This window comes from Streptomyces sp. NPDC020299 (genome assembly GCF_044387825.1).
GTDB lineage: Bacteria > Actinomycetota > Actinomycetes > Streptomycetales > Streptomycetaceae > Streptomyces.
Map to the genome: position 1 here is coordinate 139611 of NZ_JBIRWL010000003.1, position 17376 is coordinate 156986.

The 17376-nt window shown below is 72.0% G+C and carries 16 protein-coding genes and 1 tRNA gene; 7 read left to right on the forward strand and 10 right to left on the reverse strand.

What is annotated here, in order from left to right:
- Positions 1-4 precede the first annotated feature (4 nt).
- From ACH45E_RS08495 to ACH45E_RS08520, 6 genes are all read right to left on the reverse strand, one after another.
- Positions 5-1171, reverse strand: coding sequence for a lipid-transfer protein (locus ACH45E_RS08495; RefSeq protein ID WP_361441808.1), 1167 nt, complete (start codon positions 1169-1171; stop codon positions 5-7).
- Positions 1168-1572 carry a MaoC family dehydratase gene (locus ACH45E_RS08500; RefSeq protein WP_361441811.1) on the reverse strand — a complete coding sequence of 135 codons (405 nt, stop codon included), beginning with the start codon at positions 1570-1572 and terminating at the stop codon, positions 1168-1170. Before ACH45E_RS08500 ends, ACH45E_RS08495 begins: the two co-directional genes overlap by 4 nt.
- A gap of 39 nt (positions 1573-1611) precedes the next feature.
- Entirely contained in the window at positions 1612-2655 is a 1044-nt protein-coding gene (locus ACH45E_RS08505; RefSeq protein WP_361441814.1) for an acyl-CoA dehydrogenase family protein, read from the reverse strand.
- A 1-nt stretch (position 2656) separates the two neighbouring features.
- Complete coding sequence (locus ACH45E_RS08510; protein WP_361442596.1) at positions 2657-3601, reverse strand: OB-fold domain-containing protein; 945 nt, start codon at positions 3599-3601, stop codon at positions 2657-2659.
- Between the two features lie 77 nt (positions 3602-3678).
- Positions 3679-4830 (reverse strand): acyl-CoA dehydrogenase family protein, encoded by a 1152-nt coding sequence (locus ACH45E_RS08515; protein WP_361441817.1) that lies wholly within the window; start codon positions 4828-4830, stop codon positions 3679-3681.
- 161 nt (positions 4831-4991) lie between these two features.
- The gene (locus tag ACH45E_RS08520; RefSeq protein ID WP_361441820.1) at positions 4992-5249 is read right to left on the reverse strand and encodes a hypothetical protein; all 258 of its coding nucleotides are present in this window, start codon (positions 5247-5249) and stop codon (positions 4992-4994) included.
- Between the two features lie 383 nt (positions 5250-5632).
- On the opposite strand from ACH45E_RS08520, the gene ACH45E_RS08525 reads away from it, so the two are divergent.
- Positions 5633-6499 (forward strand): bifunctional DNA primase/polymerase, encoded by an 867-nt coding sequence (locus ACH45E_RS08525; RefSeq protein ID WP_361441822.1) that lies wholly within the window; start codon positions 5633-5635, stop codon positions 6497-6499.
- A 43-nt stretch (positions 6500-6542) separates the two neighbouring features.
- A complete protein-coding gene (locus ACH45E_RS08530; RefSeq protein ID WP_361441825.1) occupies positions 6543-6974 on the forward strand; it encodes a hypothetical protein in 432 nt (143 codons plus the stop codon).
- Positions 6975-7183: 209 nt separating this feature from the next.
- Here ACH45E_RS08530 and ACH45E_RS08535 read toward each other — a convergent pair.
- Together ACH45E_RS08535 and ACH45E_RS08540 are read right to left on the reverse strand one after the other, a co-directional pair.
- Positions 7184-7270: transfer RNA gene (locus ACH45E_RS08535), tRNA-Ser, on the reverse strand.
- 63 nt (positions 7271-7333) lie between these two features.
- A complete protein-coding gene (locus ACH45E_RS08540) occupies positions 7334-8827 on the reverse strand; it encodes a trypsin-like peptidase domain-containing protein (protein WP_361441828.1) in 1494 nt (497 codons plus the stop codon).
- 268 nt (positions 8828-9095) lie between these two features.
- Here ACH45E_RS08540 and ACH45E_RS08545 point away from each other — a divergent pair, with 268 nt between their 5' ends.
- The 3 genes from ACH45E_RS08545 to ACH45E_RS08555 all read left to right on the forward strand — a co-directional run bounded on the left by ACH45E_RS08545 (position 9096) and on the right by ACH45E_RS08555 (position 12119).
- Complete coding sequence (locus ACH45E_RS08545) at positions 9096-9935, forward strand: glycerophosphodiester phosphodiesterase (protein ID WP_361441831.1); 840 nt, start codon at positions 9096-9098, stop codon at positions 9933-9935.
- A gap of 109 nt (positions 9936-10044) precedes the next feature.
- Positions 10045-10686 (forward strand): ATP-binding protein, encoded by a 642-nt coding sequence (locus ACH45E_RS08550; protein WP_361441834.1) that lies wholly within the window; start codon positions 10045-10047, stop codon positions 10684-10686.
- Positions 10687-11129: 443 nt separating this feature from the next.
- Entirely contained in the window at positions 11130-12119 is a 990-nt protein-coding gene (locus ACH45E_RS08555; RefSeq protein WP_361441837.1) for a DUF5926 family protein, read from the forward strand.
- Between the two features lie 244 nt (positions 12120-12363).
- On the opposite strand, the gene ACH45E_RS08560 is transcribed toward ACH45E_RS08555, so the two are convergent.
- Positions 12364-12966, reverse strand: a complete 603-nt coding sequence (locus tag ACH45E_RS08560) for a hypothetical protein (protein ID WP_361441840.1) — start codon at positions 12964-12966, stop codon at positions 12364-12366.
- A gap of 56 nt (positions 12967-13022) precedes the next feature.
- Positions 13023-13688: a bifunctional DNA primase/polymerase gene (locus ACH45E_RS08565; protein WP_361441843.1), complete on the reverse strand. Its 666-nt coding sequence runs from the start codon at positions 13686-13688 to the stop codon at positions 13023-13025.
- Between the two features lie 496 nt (positions 13689-14184).
- Here ACH45E_RS08565 and ACH45E_RS08570 point away from each other — a divergent pair, with 496 nt between their 5' ends.
- Together ACH45E_RS08570 and ACH45E_RS08575 are read left to right on the forward strand one after the other, a co-directional pair.
- A complete protein-coding gene (locus ACH45E_RS08570; protein WP_361441846.1) occupies positions 14185-15741 on the forward strand; it encodes a PP2C family protein-serine/threonine phosphatase in 1557 nt (518 codons plus the stop codon).
- Positions 15742-15845: 104 nt separating this feature from the next.
- Positions 15846-17339, forward strand: coding sequence for an aminopeptidase P family protein (locus tag ACH45E_RS08575; protein WP_361441848.1), 1494 nt, complete (start codon positions 15846-15848; stop codon positions 17337-17339).
- Positions 17340-17376: the final 37 nt, after the last annotated feature.

Consider the following 17376-nt stretch of genomic DNA (forward strand, 5'->3'; position numbering starts at 1 on the left):
GGGCTCATCCGTCCGCCGCGAGGACCAGCCCCGACGTCGGCACCCCCGTGCCCGCCGTCACCAGGACCCGGGCCGCCCCCGGTATTCGGTTGACCGCCGTGCCCCGCAGCTGGCGCACACCCTCCGCCACCCCGTTCATCCCGTGCAGATACGCCTCCCCCAGCTGGCCGCCGTGCGTGTTCAGCGGCAGCCCCCGCGCGGCCACGAAGTCCGCCGCCTCCCCTCTGCCGCAGAACCCGAACTCCTCGAGCTGCATCAGCACGAAGGGCGTGAAGTGGTCGTAGAGGATCCCCACGTCGATGTCGGCCGGGCCCAGCCGCGAGGTCCGCCACAACTGGCGGGCCACCACACCCATCTCGGGCAGGCCGGTCAGGTCGTCGCGGTAGAAGCTGGTCATCTGCTCCTGCGCCCGGCCCGCGCCCTGGGCGGCCGCCGCGATCACGGCGGGCGGGTGCGGCAGGTCGCGGGCCCGCTCCACGGACGTCACCACCAGCGCCTGCCCGCCGTCCGTCTCCTGACAGCAGTCCAGCAGTCTCAGCGGCTCCACGATCCAGCGCGAGGCGGCATGGTCGGCGAGCGTGATCGGGCGGCCGTGGAAGTACGCCGCCGGGTTGGTCGCCGCGTACCCGCGGTCGACGACGGCCACCTGCCCGAAGACCTCGGGTGCCAGCCCGTAGGTGTGCAGGTAGCGCTGTGCCGCCATCGCCACCCAGGAAGCCGGGGTGAGCAGCCCGAAGGGCAGCCCCCAGCCGAGCGCCACACCCTCCGCCGACGGCTCCCGGTGCCGCACCCCCGAACCGAAGCGGCGCCCCGACCGCTCGTTGAAGGCCCGGTAGCAGACCACCACCTCGGCCACACCGGCGGCGACGGCGAGCGCCGCCTGCTGGACGGTCGCACAGGCCGCCCCGCCGCCGTAGTGGACACGGGAGAAGAAGGACAACTCACCCATCCCGCAGGCCTGGGCCACGGTGATCTCCGGGCTGGTGTCCATCGTGAACGTCACCATCCCGTCCACATCGCCCGGCGTCAGCCCCGCGTCGTCCAGCGCGGCCCGCACCGCCTCCACCGCCAGCCTGAGCTCGCTGCGCCCCGAGTCCTTGGAGAACTCCGTCGCCCCGATGCCGACGACGGCCGCCCGCCCCCCGAGGGCGTCCCGCGTCCGCCCGCTCATGCCGCACGCTCCGCCGGGACGATGACCGTCACCGTGCCGGTCACATGGCGTCCGATGCCGTTCTCCCCGACGACTCGGACCGTGGCGGTGGTGCCGGCCACCTCCTCGACCGTGCCCGACAGCACCATCGTGTCGCCGGGGTAGTTGGGTGCCCCCAGCCGGATGGACACCTTGCGGAGCACGGCGGTGGGGCCGAAGTGGTCCGTGATGTACCGGCCGACCAGGCCGTTGGTCGTCAGGATGTTCATGAAGACGTCCGGGGAACCCCTGCGCCGCGCCAGCTCGGGATCGTGGTGCACGTCCTGGTAGTCCCGCGACGCGATCGCACCCGCCACGATCAGCGTGCGCGTGATCGGGATCTCCAGCGGGGGCAGCTGCGCGCCGGCCTTCACCTCCGCCATGTCCCACTCACCGTCCCACTCACCATCTCGCTCCCCGCCTCACTCCCCACTCGCGATCAACTCCCCCAGTTCCTGCAGCAATTCGCCGCCGCATCCCAGATAAGCGTCCAGTTGCCGCCCCCACAGGAAGTGCCGGTGGACCGGGTGGCCGAGGTCGGCTCCCGCGCCGCCGTGCAGATGCTGGCCCGTGTGCACGACCCGCTGTCCCGCCTCGGACGCCCACCAGGCGGCGGTCAACGCGTGCGTGGCGTACGGCAGTCCGGCGTCCCGCCGCCAGGCCGCCTCGTACGCGGTCACCCGTATCGCCTCGGTGTCCATGTGCGCGTCGGCGGCCTTCAGCTGCACGGCCTGCCGGGTGGCGAGCGGCCGGCCGAACTGCTCGCGGGTGTTCACATGCGCCACGGCCCGGGCGAGGGAGCCCGCGCACACGCCCGCCTGGAGTCCGGCGAACGCGGTACGCGCGGTGGCCAGGACGTCCGCGCAGGCCTCAGCCCCGCCGAGCCGCTCGGCAGGCGCCCCGTCGAGCGTGAGCCGCCCGGCCGACCAGGGCGCGGTCAGCTCGACCGGTGTGACGTCGGTGCCCTCCGCGAGCGGGACCAGCCACAGCCGGAGGTCGCCGTCGGCGAGGAGGAGGTGCGTGGCCTCCCGGAGCCAGGGGACGACGGGGACCGTTCCGGTCAGCTCCGCCCGGCCGGTCGCCCCGCCTCGCGCGGAGACCCGTACACCTCTCTGCGCCGGAAGCGCCCCGCTCACCACCGCCGATCCGTCCCGGATGCCCGGCAGCAGCCGCTCCCGCTGCTCCGGGGTGCCGTGGGCGGCGACCGCCAGCAGCCCGTACGCGCAAGTGGCGGCGTACGGCACCTGGGCCGTGGTGCGTCCCTGTTCCTCCAGGAGCAGCACCAGTCCGAGCAGGCCCAGTTCCTCCACGGCGCCAATGAGTCCCGCGCCGCACAGGGCCTTCCACAGCTCGGGGTCGCTGCCGGTTCCGGTGGCCGCCAGCCGCTCGTGCGTGGCCAGGTCACCGAAGATCCGAGCGGCCAGCTCTCGGGCCCCGGCCTGCGCCTCGGTGGGCGTGAAGTCCATGTCAGGCCTCGCTCTCCAGGACCCGGAACACCGGCAGGACCTGCGCGCCCCCGTCGTCCCCACCGGCCCCCTCGTCCTCGTATCGCCGGAACTCGACCCGGACCGGCAGCCCGATGCGCACCTTGTCGTGGGTCACCCCGACCACGTTGCTCACCATCCGCACACCTTCCGCGAGTTCGACGAGGCCGACCGCGTAGGGACCCGCCGCGTCAGCGGCATGATCGGGTTCCGTGAACGCCGGGAAGGGCGGGTGGTGCATCACGACGTAGGAGTAGACCGTTCCCTCGCCACCGGCCTCCACCGTGTCCCAGTCCAGGCAGCCGCAGGCGTTGCAGCCCGGCAGCCAGGGGTGGCGCAGGGTGCCGCAGCCCGTGCAGCGCTGGATGAGCAGCCGGTGCTCGGCGACGCCCTCCCAGAAGCCGGCGTTGTCGCGGTTGACCACCGGGCGGGGGCGGCGGGGCCGGGGCTCCCCGGGGGCCTTCCGCCGGGCCGGGGCGTACTTGAGGATGCGGAAGCGGTGCGTGCCCGCGAGGTCGCCGGCCACGCGCACGTCCGTGCGGGTCGTGACGAAGTGCCCCGAGCCGAGCTTCGTCGTCTTGCGCTCCGACACCGACTCGATCACCGTGTCGAACGTGACCTCGTCCCCCGGCCGCAGGGGCCGCAGATACTCCTGCTCGCAGTCGGTGGCCACCACCGAGGTGCAGCCCGCCTCGTCCAGCAGGCCGAGCAGTTCGTCGTACGCGTCCGTGCGTCCCTCGTGGCCGGAGAGGCCACCCATGATCCAGGCCTGGAGCATGGTGGGCGGGGCGACGGCTTCCGGGCCGGTGTACGCCGGGCTGGTGTCGCCCATCGCCTCGCACCAGTGCCGGATCATCGGCTGGTTGACCGGATCCTTGCCGACGCCGGACACGGCGGCCGCCCGCCCTTCGTACGCCTTGAGCCGCACCTCGTACGCCTTGAGCCGTGTCTCGTCCGCCTCGGGCCGCGCCGCCGGCCCGGCGTCCGGCTCCCCGGCCGGCGCGGTCACCGCCGCCCCCTCGTCATCCCGAGCCGCATCGTCGCGACGATCTCCCGCTGCACCTCGCTCACCCCGCCCCCGAACGTGTTGATCTGTGCCGCCCTGTTCAGCCGCTCCAGCTCTCCGGCCCCGAACTCTCCCGGGGAACCGGAGCGGACGAGTCCTGTATCGCCCACGATGTGCTGACACATGCGATACGTCGCGACTGCCGATTCCGTTCCCGCGAACTTCACCCCGCTCGCCTCGCCGGGGGCCAGTCGACCGGCCCCCACATCCGCCACCAAACGCCAGCTGAGCAGGCGCGATGCCGCCAGCCGGGCATGTGCCTCGGCCAGCTGAAAATTCACCCACGGCTCGTCAATGCGGCGCCGCCCCGTCACCGGATCGGGGATACGGGCGGCGATCAGCGCCGCCGCGAGGAACTCCTCGGCCTGCATGCCGATCGCGGCGAGGGCGACCCGCTCGTGGTTGAGCTGGTTCGTGATCAGCGACCAGCCGTCGTTCTCGGCGCCGACCAGGCTGCCCGCCGGAACCCGGACCCCGTCGTAGTAGGTGGCCGTCGTCGTCTGGCCGCCCACCGTCTCGATCGGCGTCCAGGAGAACCCGGGCGCGTCCGTGGGCACGAGGAGGAGGGAGATCCCCCGGTGCTTGGGGGCCTCCGGGTCGGTGCGGCAGGCCAGCCAGATCCAGTCCGCGTGCTGGGCGCCCGAGGTGAAGACCTTCTGCCCGTCGATCAGCCAGCCGTCGCCGTCCCGCACCGCCCGGGTCCGCAGCGAGGCCAGATCGGTCCCGGCGGACGGCTCGCTGTAGCCGATCGCGAAGACGAGCTCGCCGCGCAGGATCCGGGGCAGGAAGTAGGCCTTCTGCTCCTCGCTGCCGTACTTCATCAGCGTGGGCCCGACCGTGTTCAGCGTGACCATGGAGACGGGGGCGCCCGCCCGGTACGCCTCGTCGAAGAACACGAACTGCTCGTCCGCGCCCCGGCCCCGGCCGCCGTACTCGACCGGCCAGCCGAGGCCCAGCCAGCCGTCGGCGCCTATGCGACGCAGCAGCGTGCGGCGCTCGTGCGGATCGGTGTCGCCGGTCAGCAAGTCCCGGAAGTAGGCGCGCAGTTCCGCGCGCAGCCGCTGCTGGCGCTCGGTGGGGGCGAGATGCATGGTTTCTGACTGTCCGTCAGATTCGGCCGGGTGTCAAGGTCGTCTCCAGGCATCCGGAAACGTCTGCGCGGCGGCACCGAAGCACCGCCGCGCAGACGCGACACATCCCCACTGAGCGCACCCCACAAGGGCCTTGAGCCCCCCCATGCCCCCCTAGCGGATCACCACAGACGGGTGAAGCGGATGGCGACGTTCCCGTCCCCCTGCTGGATCTGGTTGAGCGCGGAGCCATTGACCTGGGCGGTATTGCTCTTGTTCGAGGCGCCGAAACCGACCGCGTTCTGCCCCGTGGTCGACGAGTTGCCGTAGTTGTCGAGGCCGACCCCGTTGTCCGCGGAGGCGACGCCGGCGAAGAGGGCGGCCGCGAGGGGGAGGGCGGAGACGGCGGCGAGAACGCGGGCGGTACGGATGCTTGCCATGATGTTCCTCCAGAACAGGTGCATGAAGTACGTGCATGAAGTACGGCTGTTGCCAAGGCAGTTGGCCGACCGCCCCGACGGTTGTGCATTGCACGACGTCGCGCATCCAGAGTTGCCCACCGAATCCCCGGCGAACCACCCTGGAAGCCCCATTCGCACGTAAGCGTGAGGACAAGTCGATAAACCCTTTTCGCCACCTTTAACCAGTCAAAGGAGCCGGTCGGGACAGTACGGGACAAGGCGAGGTCCAGACGCCACAGGCGGCGAATCGTTCCGGCGCACATCCGGCGCACATCCGGCCGATCACTCCCGCAGAGCGAGCCGCGTGGCGCGTCGCACCTCACCCCTCTTCCCTTTTTCGAACACACGTACGACCATGGAGTATGGCCACCACCGACCGGCAGGCCACGACGCTGGCCCTCGCACACGCCCTGTCAGCCGCCGAACGCGGCCTGGCCGTCATCCCCTTGTCCCGGACCAAACTCCCGGCCCTGCGCTCCCCCCACCGCGACGACCCCACCGCCCCCGCCTGCCACGGCGAGTGCGGCCACTTCGGCCACGGCGTGTACGACGCCTCCAGGGACCCGGCACGCATCCGCGAACTGTTCGCCGCCGCCCCCTGGGCCATCGGCTACGGCATCGCCTGCGGCCTGCCCCCGCACCACCTGATCGGCGTCGACCTCGACACCAAAACGGGCACGGACGCCTCGGCCGCCCTGCGCGAACTGGCGCTGCGCCACCTGTTCACGATCCCCGTGACGGTCGTCGTCCTCACCCCCAGCGGCGGCCGCCACCTCTGGCTGACCGGCCCGCCCGACGTCGTCGTCCCCAATTCGGCCGGACGGCTGGCCCCCGGCATCGACATCCGCGGCGCCGGCGGCTACCTCGTCGGCCCCGGCTCACGCACCGACCACGGCGTCTACTCCACCGCTCCCGGCACGGCCCACATCGCCCCCGCCGCCTGCCCACCGGCCCTGCTCCGCCTGCTCCTGCCGCCCCCGCGCGCCCCGCACCCCACCCCGCCGTCCACCGGACACCACGGCCAGGGTCTGATCCAGTTCGTCCTCGCCGCCCACGAGGGCCAGCGCAACACCCGCCTCTTCTGGGCCGCCTGCCGCGCCTACGAGAACGGCATCGGCCCCGCCCTCACCGCTCCGCTGGTCGACGCGGCCGTCCACACAGGCCTGCCCGAACACGAGGCCCGCGCGACGATCGCCTCGGCGTCCCGCATGACCGGCCACCGCCCGTAAAACCACGAGCCCGCGCCGACCAGGCTTCCCTAGGGTGTGGCCCATGGCCCTCACCCACGTCGTCCTCACCTCCGGCCGCTCGATCGAGCTCATGGAGCTCCAGCTGTCCTCGACGTACGGCAGGTTCCTGGAGGGTTATCCGTGCGAACGCGTCAACGAGATGAAGATCCGGGGCCTGCTGCGGGCGGCGGAAGCCGCGTCCCCCACCATCCCGGTCCACCTCGTCCCACCGCCCCGTGAACGCCGTGACGGGGAGTCGGGCCCCTTCGGCCCCGTCGAGATACTCCCGCCCGTGGCCTGCGTCGGCACGTTCCGCTCCACAGCCATGGCCCCGGACCACGACCCGGTGCTGTACCGCTCCGCCCTCACCGTCGTCTGGTTCCAGCAGAGCCCGCAGGCACCGTCGGGGGACAGGGCGGACGCGGGGCTGCGTTCGGTCCCGTGGGAGAAGTCGGCCCAGGACTACGAGCTTTAGTGACATTCTGCTAATGACATGTCACTCAGCATGCTGTCGTGGCACGTACTGCACATGAACACGGCTACTCAGATGCACCGCACTTGTCACCGTGGCGTACGCGTGGCGCGCGACCGGCGTCCTGAGTAGTCCCCCCCCCCGGTTACCGGGCACAAGAACGGCCCCTGACCAGACGTCCAGGTCAGGGGCCGTTCTCACTGCTCATCGCGCGGAGGCGGTGGGATTTGAACCCACGGTGACATCGCTGCCACGACGGTTTTCAAGACCGTTCCCTTCGGCCGCTCGGGCACGCCTCCCCGCGCCGCGCGAGATCGGCGGCGCGGGGACAAGAGTAACGGGTTGGCAGGTGGGCGTGGGGGTCAGCTGTCGCCGGCGCGGGAGCCCAGGGTGAGATCGACCGTGTGTTCCTTGCCGTCGCGCTTGTAGGTGACGGTCACCTTGTCGCCCGGCTTGTGGGTCCAGATCTCGCCGATCAGGGTCGGGCCGGAGTCGATCACGTGGTCGTCGAGCTTGGTGATGACGTCGCCGGGCTTGAGGCCGGCCTTGTCCGCGGGGCCGCCGGCCTCGACGGCGGAGGCGCCGCCCGTACCCTGGTCGGTGATCTTCGCGCCGTCGGTGCTCTCCTCCAGGGAGACGGACGCGCCGATCTTGGCGTAGACGGGCTTGCCGGTCTTGATCAGCTGCTGGGCGACGTACTTGGCCTGGTTGATCGGGATGGCGAAGCCCAGGCCGATGGAGCCGGACTGGCCGGAGCCGCCCAGGCCGCCGCTGCTGCTGGACTGGATCGCGGAGTTGATGCCGATGACCGCGCCGGAGCTGTCCAGCAGGGGGCCGCCGGAGTTGCCGGGGTTGATGGAGGCGTCGGTCTGGAGGGCGCTCATGTAGGAGGCCTTGCTGGTGGAGCTGCCGTCGCTGGAGGCCACCGGGCGGTTCTTGGCGCTGATGATGCCCGTGGTGACCGTGTTCGACAGCCCGAAGGGGGCGCCGATCGCGATGGTCTCGTCGCCGACGGCCACCTTGTCGGAGTCGCCGAGGGCGAGCGGGTTGAGGTCGGAGGGGGCGTTCTTGAGCTTGATGACCGCCACGTCGTAGCCCTGGGCGTGGCCCACGACCTCGGCGTCGTACTTCTTGCCGTTCGGGAAGGTGGCGGTGAGCTTGCCGCCGTCCACCGCGTCCGCCACCACGTGGTTGTTGGTGACGATGTGGCCCTGCTTGTCGAAGACGAACCCGGTGCCGGTACCGCCCTCGCCGCTGGTGCTCTCCGCCTCGATGGTGACCGTGCTGGGCAGCGCCTTGGCGGCCACGTTCGCGATCGTGCCGGGCGCGCGCTTGACCTGCGCGGCGCTGCTGGAGGCGGAGACGGTGGTGGAGCCGGTGTCGTCGTTGTTCTTGGCCAGGGTGTAGCCGAGGCCGCCGCCCAGGCCGCCCGCGACCAGCGCGGCCACCAGGACCGCCGCGACCAGCCCGCCGCGCCCGCGGCCGGACTTCGGCGCGGGCTGCTGCTGGTACGAGGAGCCCCAGCCGCCGCCCCCGCCGTCACCGCCGTAGCCCGCACCGCCGTAGCCGGCGCCGGCGCTCCCGTCGGCGTACGAGGGCGTCGCGGGGGGCGGGGGCGGCCAGGAACCGTCGGGCGCGGGCCCGGAGGCGTGCCCCTCCTGGGCGAAGCCCTGGGGCACCTGGGCCGCGCCCTGCTCCGGCGCGCCGGGTGCGCCCTGGGGCACCGGCGGGAGCGGAGCGGTCGGGGCGGCACCGTCGGGCGCGGCTGCCTGCGGGGAAGCACCGGGAGTCGCCACCGGCACTGGAGGTGCGGACGGGGCAGGGGGTACTGCGGTGCCCTCGTTCTCGGTGCTCACAGGTCTTCTCCTCGATCCACGGCTGTTCTTCTCGGTCGCACTCGGTCACGCTCGTTCACGCTCGTCGTAGACCCGGCGCGCTGCAGCTGTGCATGTGCTTTTGTATGCCTCAGCTTTTCCCACGGGCCGTCAGAGCACCATAAGCGGTGACTGTGGGTCCGCGGCTATTCCTTATATCCGACATTAGGGATGGAGTAGCCGCATCCCCGGAACATCTAAGGGGGTTCTCAGATACGTGCGTACCCCTTCGCGGTGGCACCATGACGCGGTGACCACCCATGCACGACAGCACCACATCCAGGTCGTCGCCCACCGGGGGGCCTCCGAGGACGCCCCGGAGCACACCCTCGCCGCGTACCGGAAGGCGATCGAGGACGGCGCGGACGCCCTCGAGTGCGACGTCCGGCTGACCGCGGACGGCCACCTGGTCTGCGTCCACGACCGACGCGTCAACCGTACGTCCAACGGACGCGGGGCGGTGTCGGCCCTGGAGCTGGCCGATCTGGCCGCGCTGGACTTCGGCTCCTGGAAGACCCGCGAGAGCTGGCGCGTACGCGACGAGGAGCCCGACTGGGAGCACCGCCCCGAGGACCGCGAGCACACCTCCGTACTGACTCTGGAACGGCTGCTGGAGCTGGTCGCCGACGCCGGGCGCCGGGTGGAGCTGGCCATCGAGACCAAGCACCCCACACGCTGGGCCGGGCAGGTCGAGGAGCGGCTGCTGCTGCTCCTGAAGCGGTTCGGCCTGGACGCCCCTGCCGCCGCGGCCGCCGAGTCGCAGGTGCGCGTCATGAGCTTCTCGGCGCGTTCGCTGCACCGGGTGCGGGCGGCGTCGCCGACGCTGCCGACGGTGTACCTGATGCAGTTCGTCTCGCCCCGGCTGCGCGACGGGCGGCTGCCCGCCGGTGTCCGGATCGCGGGCCCCTCGATCCGGATCGTGCGCAACCATCCGGCGTACATCGAGCGGTTGAAGCGGGCCGGTCACCAGGTGCACGTGTGGACGGTGAACGAGCCCGAGGACGTCGACCTCTGTGTCGAGCTGGGCATCGACGCCATCATCACCAACCGCCCGCGCGCGGTACTGAACCGGCTCGGCCGCAGATCTTGACCCGGGCACCCGCTTGAAGCATCCTCCCCTTTCGGCCATATCAACGAAATCCAGCCACTCCCTCACAGGGAGTGCTCCGGCGCGTTCGATCTGTATTCGACTGCGGTGAATGCGTCACCGGAAGTGGATTGGCCGGTTTCCGGTACAGGCCAAGGGGGCATCCACACCGTGGCGTGGGGCGAAGGAGGTCTCGGGGGTGGCGTTGGTGGTGGCACAGGAGGTGCCCACGTCGTCGAGCATGGCCGTACCCCATGGCCCTGCGGGCGTGGGGGAAGCCAGACACCGTATGCGCGCACAGTTGCGCGGGGGTGGAGTGTCGGAATCGGTCATCGACGATGCCGTACTGATCCTTTCCGAGCTGTTGAGCAATGCCTGCAAGCACGGTCGCCCTCTGGGTGATGCGGCCGTCGGTGACGGTGACGTGCGGGCCGCGTGGCAGGTGGACCCGCGGGGCCGCCTCACCGTGGAGGTCACGGACGGCGGCGGCCCGACCCGCCCGGCTCCGGCCACCCCCTCGGTGACCGCGCACGGCGGCCGCGGGCTGAACATCATCACCGCGCTGGCCGACGACTGGGGCGTCCGGGACGACGCCCGGGGCGAGGTCACGGTGTGGGCGGTGGTCCACGAGGACGTACACGATCCGGACGCCACGCACCGTCGCGACGACTTCGCCACGCGCGTCACCGCGCCCCCGGTCTCGGCGATGGCCGTCGAACTGGACTTCACGGACGTGTTCGACGACCTCGACTGAACACGCCGGGGCCGAACCCGCGGAGACCGAACATGCCGACGGCCGACGACCCCGGGCCAAGCCCGACCGCCCGAGGCGGACACGGGCCACGCCGCAACCCGGTCACCTGCGACTTCGCCATCCGGCCCTGATCCAAGGCTGCCGATCGCCGGACGACCGGTGCCACCCTGCGGCCGAACCCGCCGACCGCCGACACCCCCCCGGCAGGCCCGACCAACCACCCCCGGCCCGCGAAGGGGCTGCCGCGCGCCCGGGCCAAGCCTCACCGTCTCAGGCGGACACAGGCTGCCGATCGCCGGGCTACTGGTGCCACGCCATGCTCACGCCGCTCCGGGGCTGTCGTGGACCACGAGTTCACGTTGTCCACAGCTCCCCGTCGGCCGCCGCGTGAGCGACTAGGCTCGCGCCCGTACGAGACGAGCCGTAACCGGGAGACACCCACGATGGCCAAGAAGCGACCCCAGACGAAGGCCAAGCGGCCGCAGCTCACCGACGGGGCCCGCGCCGCAGGCGCTGATGGACAGGTTCCGGTCGTCGGCGCCCGCGAGCCCTGCCCCTGCGGCAGTGGCCGCCGGTACAAGGCCTGCCACGGCCGGGCCGCCGCGCACGCCGTGACCGAGCTGGTCCAGCGGCCCTTCGAGGGGCTGCCGGGCGAGTGCGACTGGGTGGCGCTGCGTGAGCTGGTGCCCGCCGCCACGGTCGAGCTGTCCCTGAAGGACGGCCTGCCCGAGGGCGTCCCGTCGGTCGTGCTCGCCACGGTGCTGCCGATGGCCTGGCCGGCCCTGCGCCGCGACGACGGCTCGGTCCTGATCGGCCTCCAGAACGACACGTCGTCCGGCGACATCAGCCGCGACCTCGCCGACACCCTCCAGCGGGCCCTCACCGCCGAACCGGGCACACCGGTGCAGGGCCGCCGCGCCCCGGCCGACGGTCCGCGGCTGCAGGATCTGATCGGCCCCGAGGGCGCGTTCGAGCCCGTGGTGCACAGCGGCTTCGAGTTCTGGGTGCCGGACCCGGAGAACGCCACGCCCGACGTGACCGCCTCCCTGGAGCGTGCCAACGCCGCCGCCATCCCGACGGTGAAGCTGACCGGCGTGGACGCCGCGTACTGGTGCGAGACGCCGGAGAAGAACCACCTGCGCTGGGTCATGCCGCACCCCGAGGAGCAGCTTCTGGACGCTCTTGCCCGGCTGCACGCGGCGGGCCGGTCGAGCCTCGGGGAGGGCACCCGGCTGGTGGGTTCCTTCCGCGCTCACGGGCTCACCGTGCCGGTCTGGGACCTGCCGAGCGGGGTCGGCGCGGAGGATGTGGAGAAGCCAGCCGCCGAGTTCACCGAGCGCCTCGCCGCCGCCCTGGCCTCGGACGCTCCGCTCACCCCGGACGAGCGCCGGGCGCGCGGCGGGCTCACCAACCGGCAGGTCACGCTCAGCTGAAGCACAGCCGACGCACGGGCCGCGACTGACCGGCCGGTCAGTCGCGGTCAGGCCCTCCGGCCGGGTGACTCCTGTCACAACTCCCCGATGTGACAGGCAAATCCGTGTCCGAATAGCCGAGATCGAATTTGCGAACCGGCGATCTCTTGTTACCGTTCCAGTAGCCCGGTTGCTGGTGCATCCCCCGTCGCCAGCAACCGGGTCTTTCCATGTCCGCCTCCGGTGTACGGAACGCTGTCGTCCGTCAACTCCCCGTGGGGACTTCGGAGTTGCTGCCGGATCGCAGCAGCAGCGGCCCGTCGGCGCCGCGCGCCGCGAACTCCGTGACGGCCGTGTAGCCGTCCGGTCCGCCCCGACTGCGCTCCCTGGGTGTCTCACACGTGCCGGGCTCGTCGTCGGCGCCCACGGCGCAGCGCATCTGCACCGTGTGCCCGCCGGGCCCCATGAAACTCAGGACGGCGTCGAGCGCCTCGCCGGTGGCATTGCGGTAGTAGGTGCGTGCCCAGGTTTCCGCGCCCTGCGCCATGACACAGGTCTGGGCCTCGACACCGTCGGGCGAGGTGAGTTCGGGGCCGCAGCGGGCGGCGGTGGCCAGGCCCAGACCGAGCAGCAGCGGGGACCGGACGGGGGTGGGCGCGGTGGAGGGGTCCTTGGCGTCGGCACCCGGAACCGTGGCGTCGGCACCCGGAGCCGCGGCGTCGGCGCCCGAAGCCGTGGCGTCGGCGCGCTCGGACGTACGTACGGCCGCGCGCCGCGCCTCGCCCACCTGCCCGGCGGACGCCACGGTCAGCGGCAGCGCGACCGCGCACGCCACGACGCCCGCGAGGGCGAGCAGACGAACGTTCATGAACAGGGAAGATAAGTCCCAGGACGCGCCACAGACCTCGCGCGCGCCCGACACCCTTACAACTCGGGCGCGCTCACACCCGTACGAGTGAGGGCGTCGACCACGGCGTCCACCACGGCCTCCACGTCGGGCACCCACGGCACGGCCGAGCCGGGCAGCGGGGCGCGCTCCCAGCGGATGGCGCCCTGGCCGGTCTCGGAGGGGGGCAGGGCGAGGTACCCGCCCTCGCCGTGGAAGCGCAGGGAGCCGGGGACGAAGTCCTTGGCGTACAGCAGCTCGCCCAACTGCTCCATGGAGTAGGGCTTGACCAGCAGCGACCAGCGGGTGGGCGAGGCGATCACCGGGCCCAGGCGCATGCCGGCCCGGTCGAGGGCGTCGAGGGCGCGGGCCGCCGCGGCGGCCGGCAGGCTGACCGCGCAGGGCGCCGTGCCGCCGGTCGCGAGGACGATGGGCGCGCCCGGCCGGTTGGCCCACCACCAGCGCACCATGCGCTCGTCGGTGGTGGCCGCGAGCAGGCCCGGGTCGAAGGGGTGCGCGCCGGGCACCGTGCACTCCGGGTCGGGGCAGGTGCAGCGGGACCGCCCCCGCGGGTCCGGGGCCACGCCCGGGAGTACGGGCCACCGCCATTTGGTCGCGAAGGTCAGGGCCGCGTTGATCTGCTCGGGCCTCCCGTCGTCACGCCCGGACAGGAGCCTGCGTCGCCTTCCGAGGATCTCGCGCATGAGCGCTCGTTCCTTTCCGTTGCACCGCTGGCAACACCGTGGACCACATACACGTCATGTGTCGATCACTTCACTGTGCGTACCTGTTGGCGCATCACACCCCTGCGCAGAGCAAGGGGAACCCCAGGGGGTCGAGCGTTGGCCGCGTCCGCGTCCATACTGCGTCCATCAAAAACACGGCCGCGGCGCGGGGGTGGCGAAGTCTGGCGTTTTGCCGTCGCGCGTATTTCTCTTCGCCTCCGCCACGGGAGGATGGGGCACGGTCGTCGGTGGCTAAGACGCCCGGGTCCGTCGCCAGGTTCCGGGTAGTTCCCAACCACCCCTGGCCTTCTCCGAGTACGTACCCATCACGACCGCTGTGACGCTCCGTGGAGCAAGCCCAGTCGACCGCAATGAACCGTTACCTGAGGCAGTTTCAAGCCAACTTAGCCGTTATGCAAGACCTCATACAGATACCCACAAGTGGCCCACGGACACCAGGAATCCCGGCAGGACAATGCTGGACATCCCCTCACGAGTGCGTGTACATGTGGAGGCACTGCTAGCGGCGCAGAAAGACATGGGGGTTTGCGATGCTTTTGAGCAATACGCACAGGTCCGAAGGCCGGGCACCATGAGCGCCCCTCACCCCCCGAAAGTGGCCGGAATCGACTCAACGCTTCCCACGCCCGCCCACACTGCCGCACCCGCACCCGCACCCGCCGCACCCGGCACCCCGCTGGTCCCCACCGCCCACCAGGCGAACTCCCCGCACACCACGCCCGCCCCCGCCCCCGGCACCGTGCTCCAGGACCGGCTCGCCGGCTGGGTCTCGGACCTCACCACCCTCCACGAACTCACCGAACGCCTGGCCCGCACCGGCACCCTCGATGCGGCGCTGACGGAACTGCTGCGCGCCGGCGCCGCTCTCGTCGGCGCCCGGCGCGGTCTCGTCGCCCTGGAGCCCGGTGACGGACTCGGCCCCCGCACGACCGTCGGCCTGGGCCTGGGCCGGGCCGACCTCGGCCACATCGAGACCGTGCCGCGCGGCGCCCTGCCCTACGGGGAACTCCTCGACCCCGCCGGACCGCCCGCCGGGCGCGGCGAGAGCGTCCACCCCGACCTGTTCGCCGAGGACGGCCTCGACCCGCGGCACCGCGAGGTGGCCGCCCGCCTCGGCTACGCCGCCAGCTACGCCCTCCCCCTTGCCACCGAGACCGCCGGCCGCCTCGGCGCCGTCGGCTGGCTCTACGACGAGCCCGCCGAGCCGGACGAGCGCCGCCGCCATCTGGCCGGCCTGTACGTCCGCTACGCCACCGAGCACCTGGCCCGGCTGCTGGAAGTGGAGCGCACGCGCGCGTGCATGGCGACCATCGCCGAGGAACTGCTTCCCTCCCGGCTGCCGCGGGTCGCCGGTGTCCAGCTCGCCGCCCGGCACCGCACCGGCCCGCGCGGCGGCGGCGACTGGTACGACGCGCTGCCGCTGCCCGACGCCGCCCTCGGCCTCGCGGTCGGCTCGGTGACCGGCTCCGGGCCCAGCGCGGTCGCCGCCATGGGGAGGCTGCGGGCCAGCCTGCGGGCGTACGCGGTGATGGAGGGTGAGGACCCGGTCGCCGTCCTGTCCGACCTGGAGCTGCTGCTGCGCCTGACCGAGCCGGCCCGTTCGGCCACCGCCCTGTTCGCCTACTGCGAGCCCGCGCTGCGCAAGGTCACCCTGGCCGGCGCCGGGCACAGTCCGCCGCTGCTGATCGGCGAGCGGCGCACGGAGTTCGCGGAGACCTCCGTATCCGCTCCCCTGGGGATGCTCGCCTGCTGGGAGGCACCGAGCGCCGAGATCCAGGCGGAGGCCGGGGACACCGTCCTGCTGTACACCGACGGACTGCTGCACCGCACCGGCGACCCCATGGACCGCGCCTTCGCCCGGCTGCACTCGGCCGCCGCGAGCGCGCCGCGGGCGATGCGGCAGGACCCCGGTGCCCTCGCCGACCATGTGCTGCGCACGGTGCTGCCGGATGGGCTGGACACGGCGGACAGCGAGGAGGACGTGGTGCTGCTGGCGGCGCGGTTCGACTGATCGGTGAGTCAGGAGGGCAGCTCACCCGGTCATGAGCGTTCGGCTCTGTGGCCCTGTCCGGTACGACCGTACGATGGACGGGATCGAGCGCAGTGTCGAGGAGGATGACCGTGGCGGACGAGCTCACCCCGCAGACCCCGGAGACCCCGGAAACGGCGGAAACCGAGTCCGAAGAGCCCATCAAGCAGCGCAAGAACGGCCTGTACCCGGGGGTGTCCGACGAGCTCGCCGAGAACATGAAGTCCGGCTGGGCCGACACCGAGCTGCGCGACCTGCGGCCCGTCGAGCAGGCCGGGCAGACCGCGCGCCGCCGCGCCGCGCTGTCCGCCCGCTTCCCGGGCGAGCGTCTGGTGATCCCGGCGGGCAACCTGAAGACCCGCTCGAACGACACGGAGTACCCCTTCCGGTCGTCGGTCGAGTACACCTACCTCACCGGCAACCAGACCGAGGACGGCGTGCTGGTCCTGGAGCCCACAGCGGACGGCCACAAGGAGACGATCTACCTCCTGCCGCGCTCCGACCGGGAGAACGGCGAGTTCTGGCTGTCCGGCCAGGGCGAACTGTGGGTCGGCCGCCGCCACTCGCTCACCGAGTCCGAGGCGCTGTACGGCATCCCGGCCGCCGATGTGCGCGACCTCGCCGACAAGCTGCGCGAGGCGACCGGCCCGGTCCGCGTGGTGCGCGGCCACGACGCCGGCATCGAGGCCGCCCTCACCGACAAGGTCACCGCCGAGCGCGACGACGAACTGCGCGTCTTCCTCTCCGAGGCCCGGCTGATCAAGGACGACTTCGAGATCGGCGAGCTGCAGAAGGCCGTCGACTCCACCGTGCGCGGCTTCGAGGACGTGGTGAAGGTCCTCGACAAGGCCGAGGCGACCAGCGAGCGCTACATCGAGGGCACGTTCTTCCTCCGCGCGCGTGTGGAGGGCAACGACATCGGCTACGGCTCCATCTGCGCGGCCGGCCCGCACGCCTGCACCCTGCACTGGGTGCGCAACGACGGCCCGGTCCGCTCCGGCGACCTGCTGCTGCTGGACGCGGGGGTGGAGACGCACACGCTGTACACCGCGGACGTCACGCGCACGCTGCCGATCAACGGCCGTTACAGCGACATCCAGAAGAAGATCTACGACGCCGTGTACGACGCCCAGGAGGCCGGCATCGCGGCCGTGCAGCCGGGCGGGAAGTACCGGGACTTCCACGACGCCGCGCAGCGGGTGCTCGCCGAGCGGCTCGTCGAGTGGGGTCTGGTCGAGGGCCCGGTGGAGCGCGTCCTGGAGCTGGGCCTGCAGCGCCGCTGGACGCTGCACGGCACCGGTCACATGCTCGGCATGGACGTCCACGACTGCGCCGCCGCGCGCGTGGAGACGTACGTGGACGGCACGCTGGAGCCCGGCATGGTGCTGACGGTCGAGCCGGGCCTGTACTTCCAGGCCGACGACCTGACCGTGCCGGAGGAGTACCGGGGCATCGGTGTCCGCATCGAGGACGACATCCTGGTCACCGAGGACGGCAACCGTAACCTCTCCGCTGCGCTGCCTCGGCGGTCGGACGAGGTCGAGGCATGGATGGTTTCGCTGAAGGGCAGCAAGGGCTGATACGAGAACGATGGCCGGGTACCTGAGCGGTGCCCGG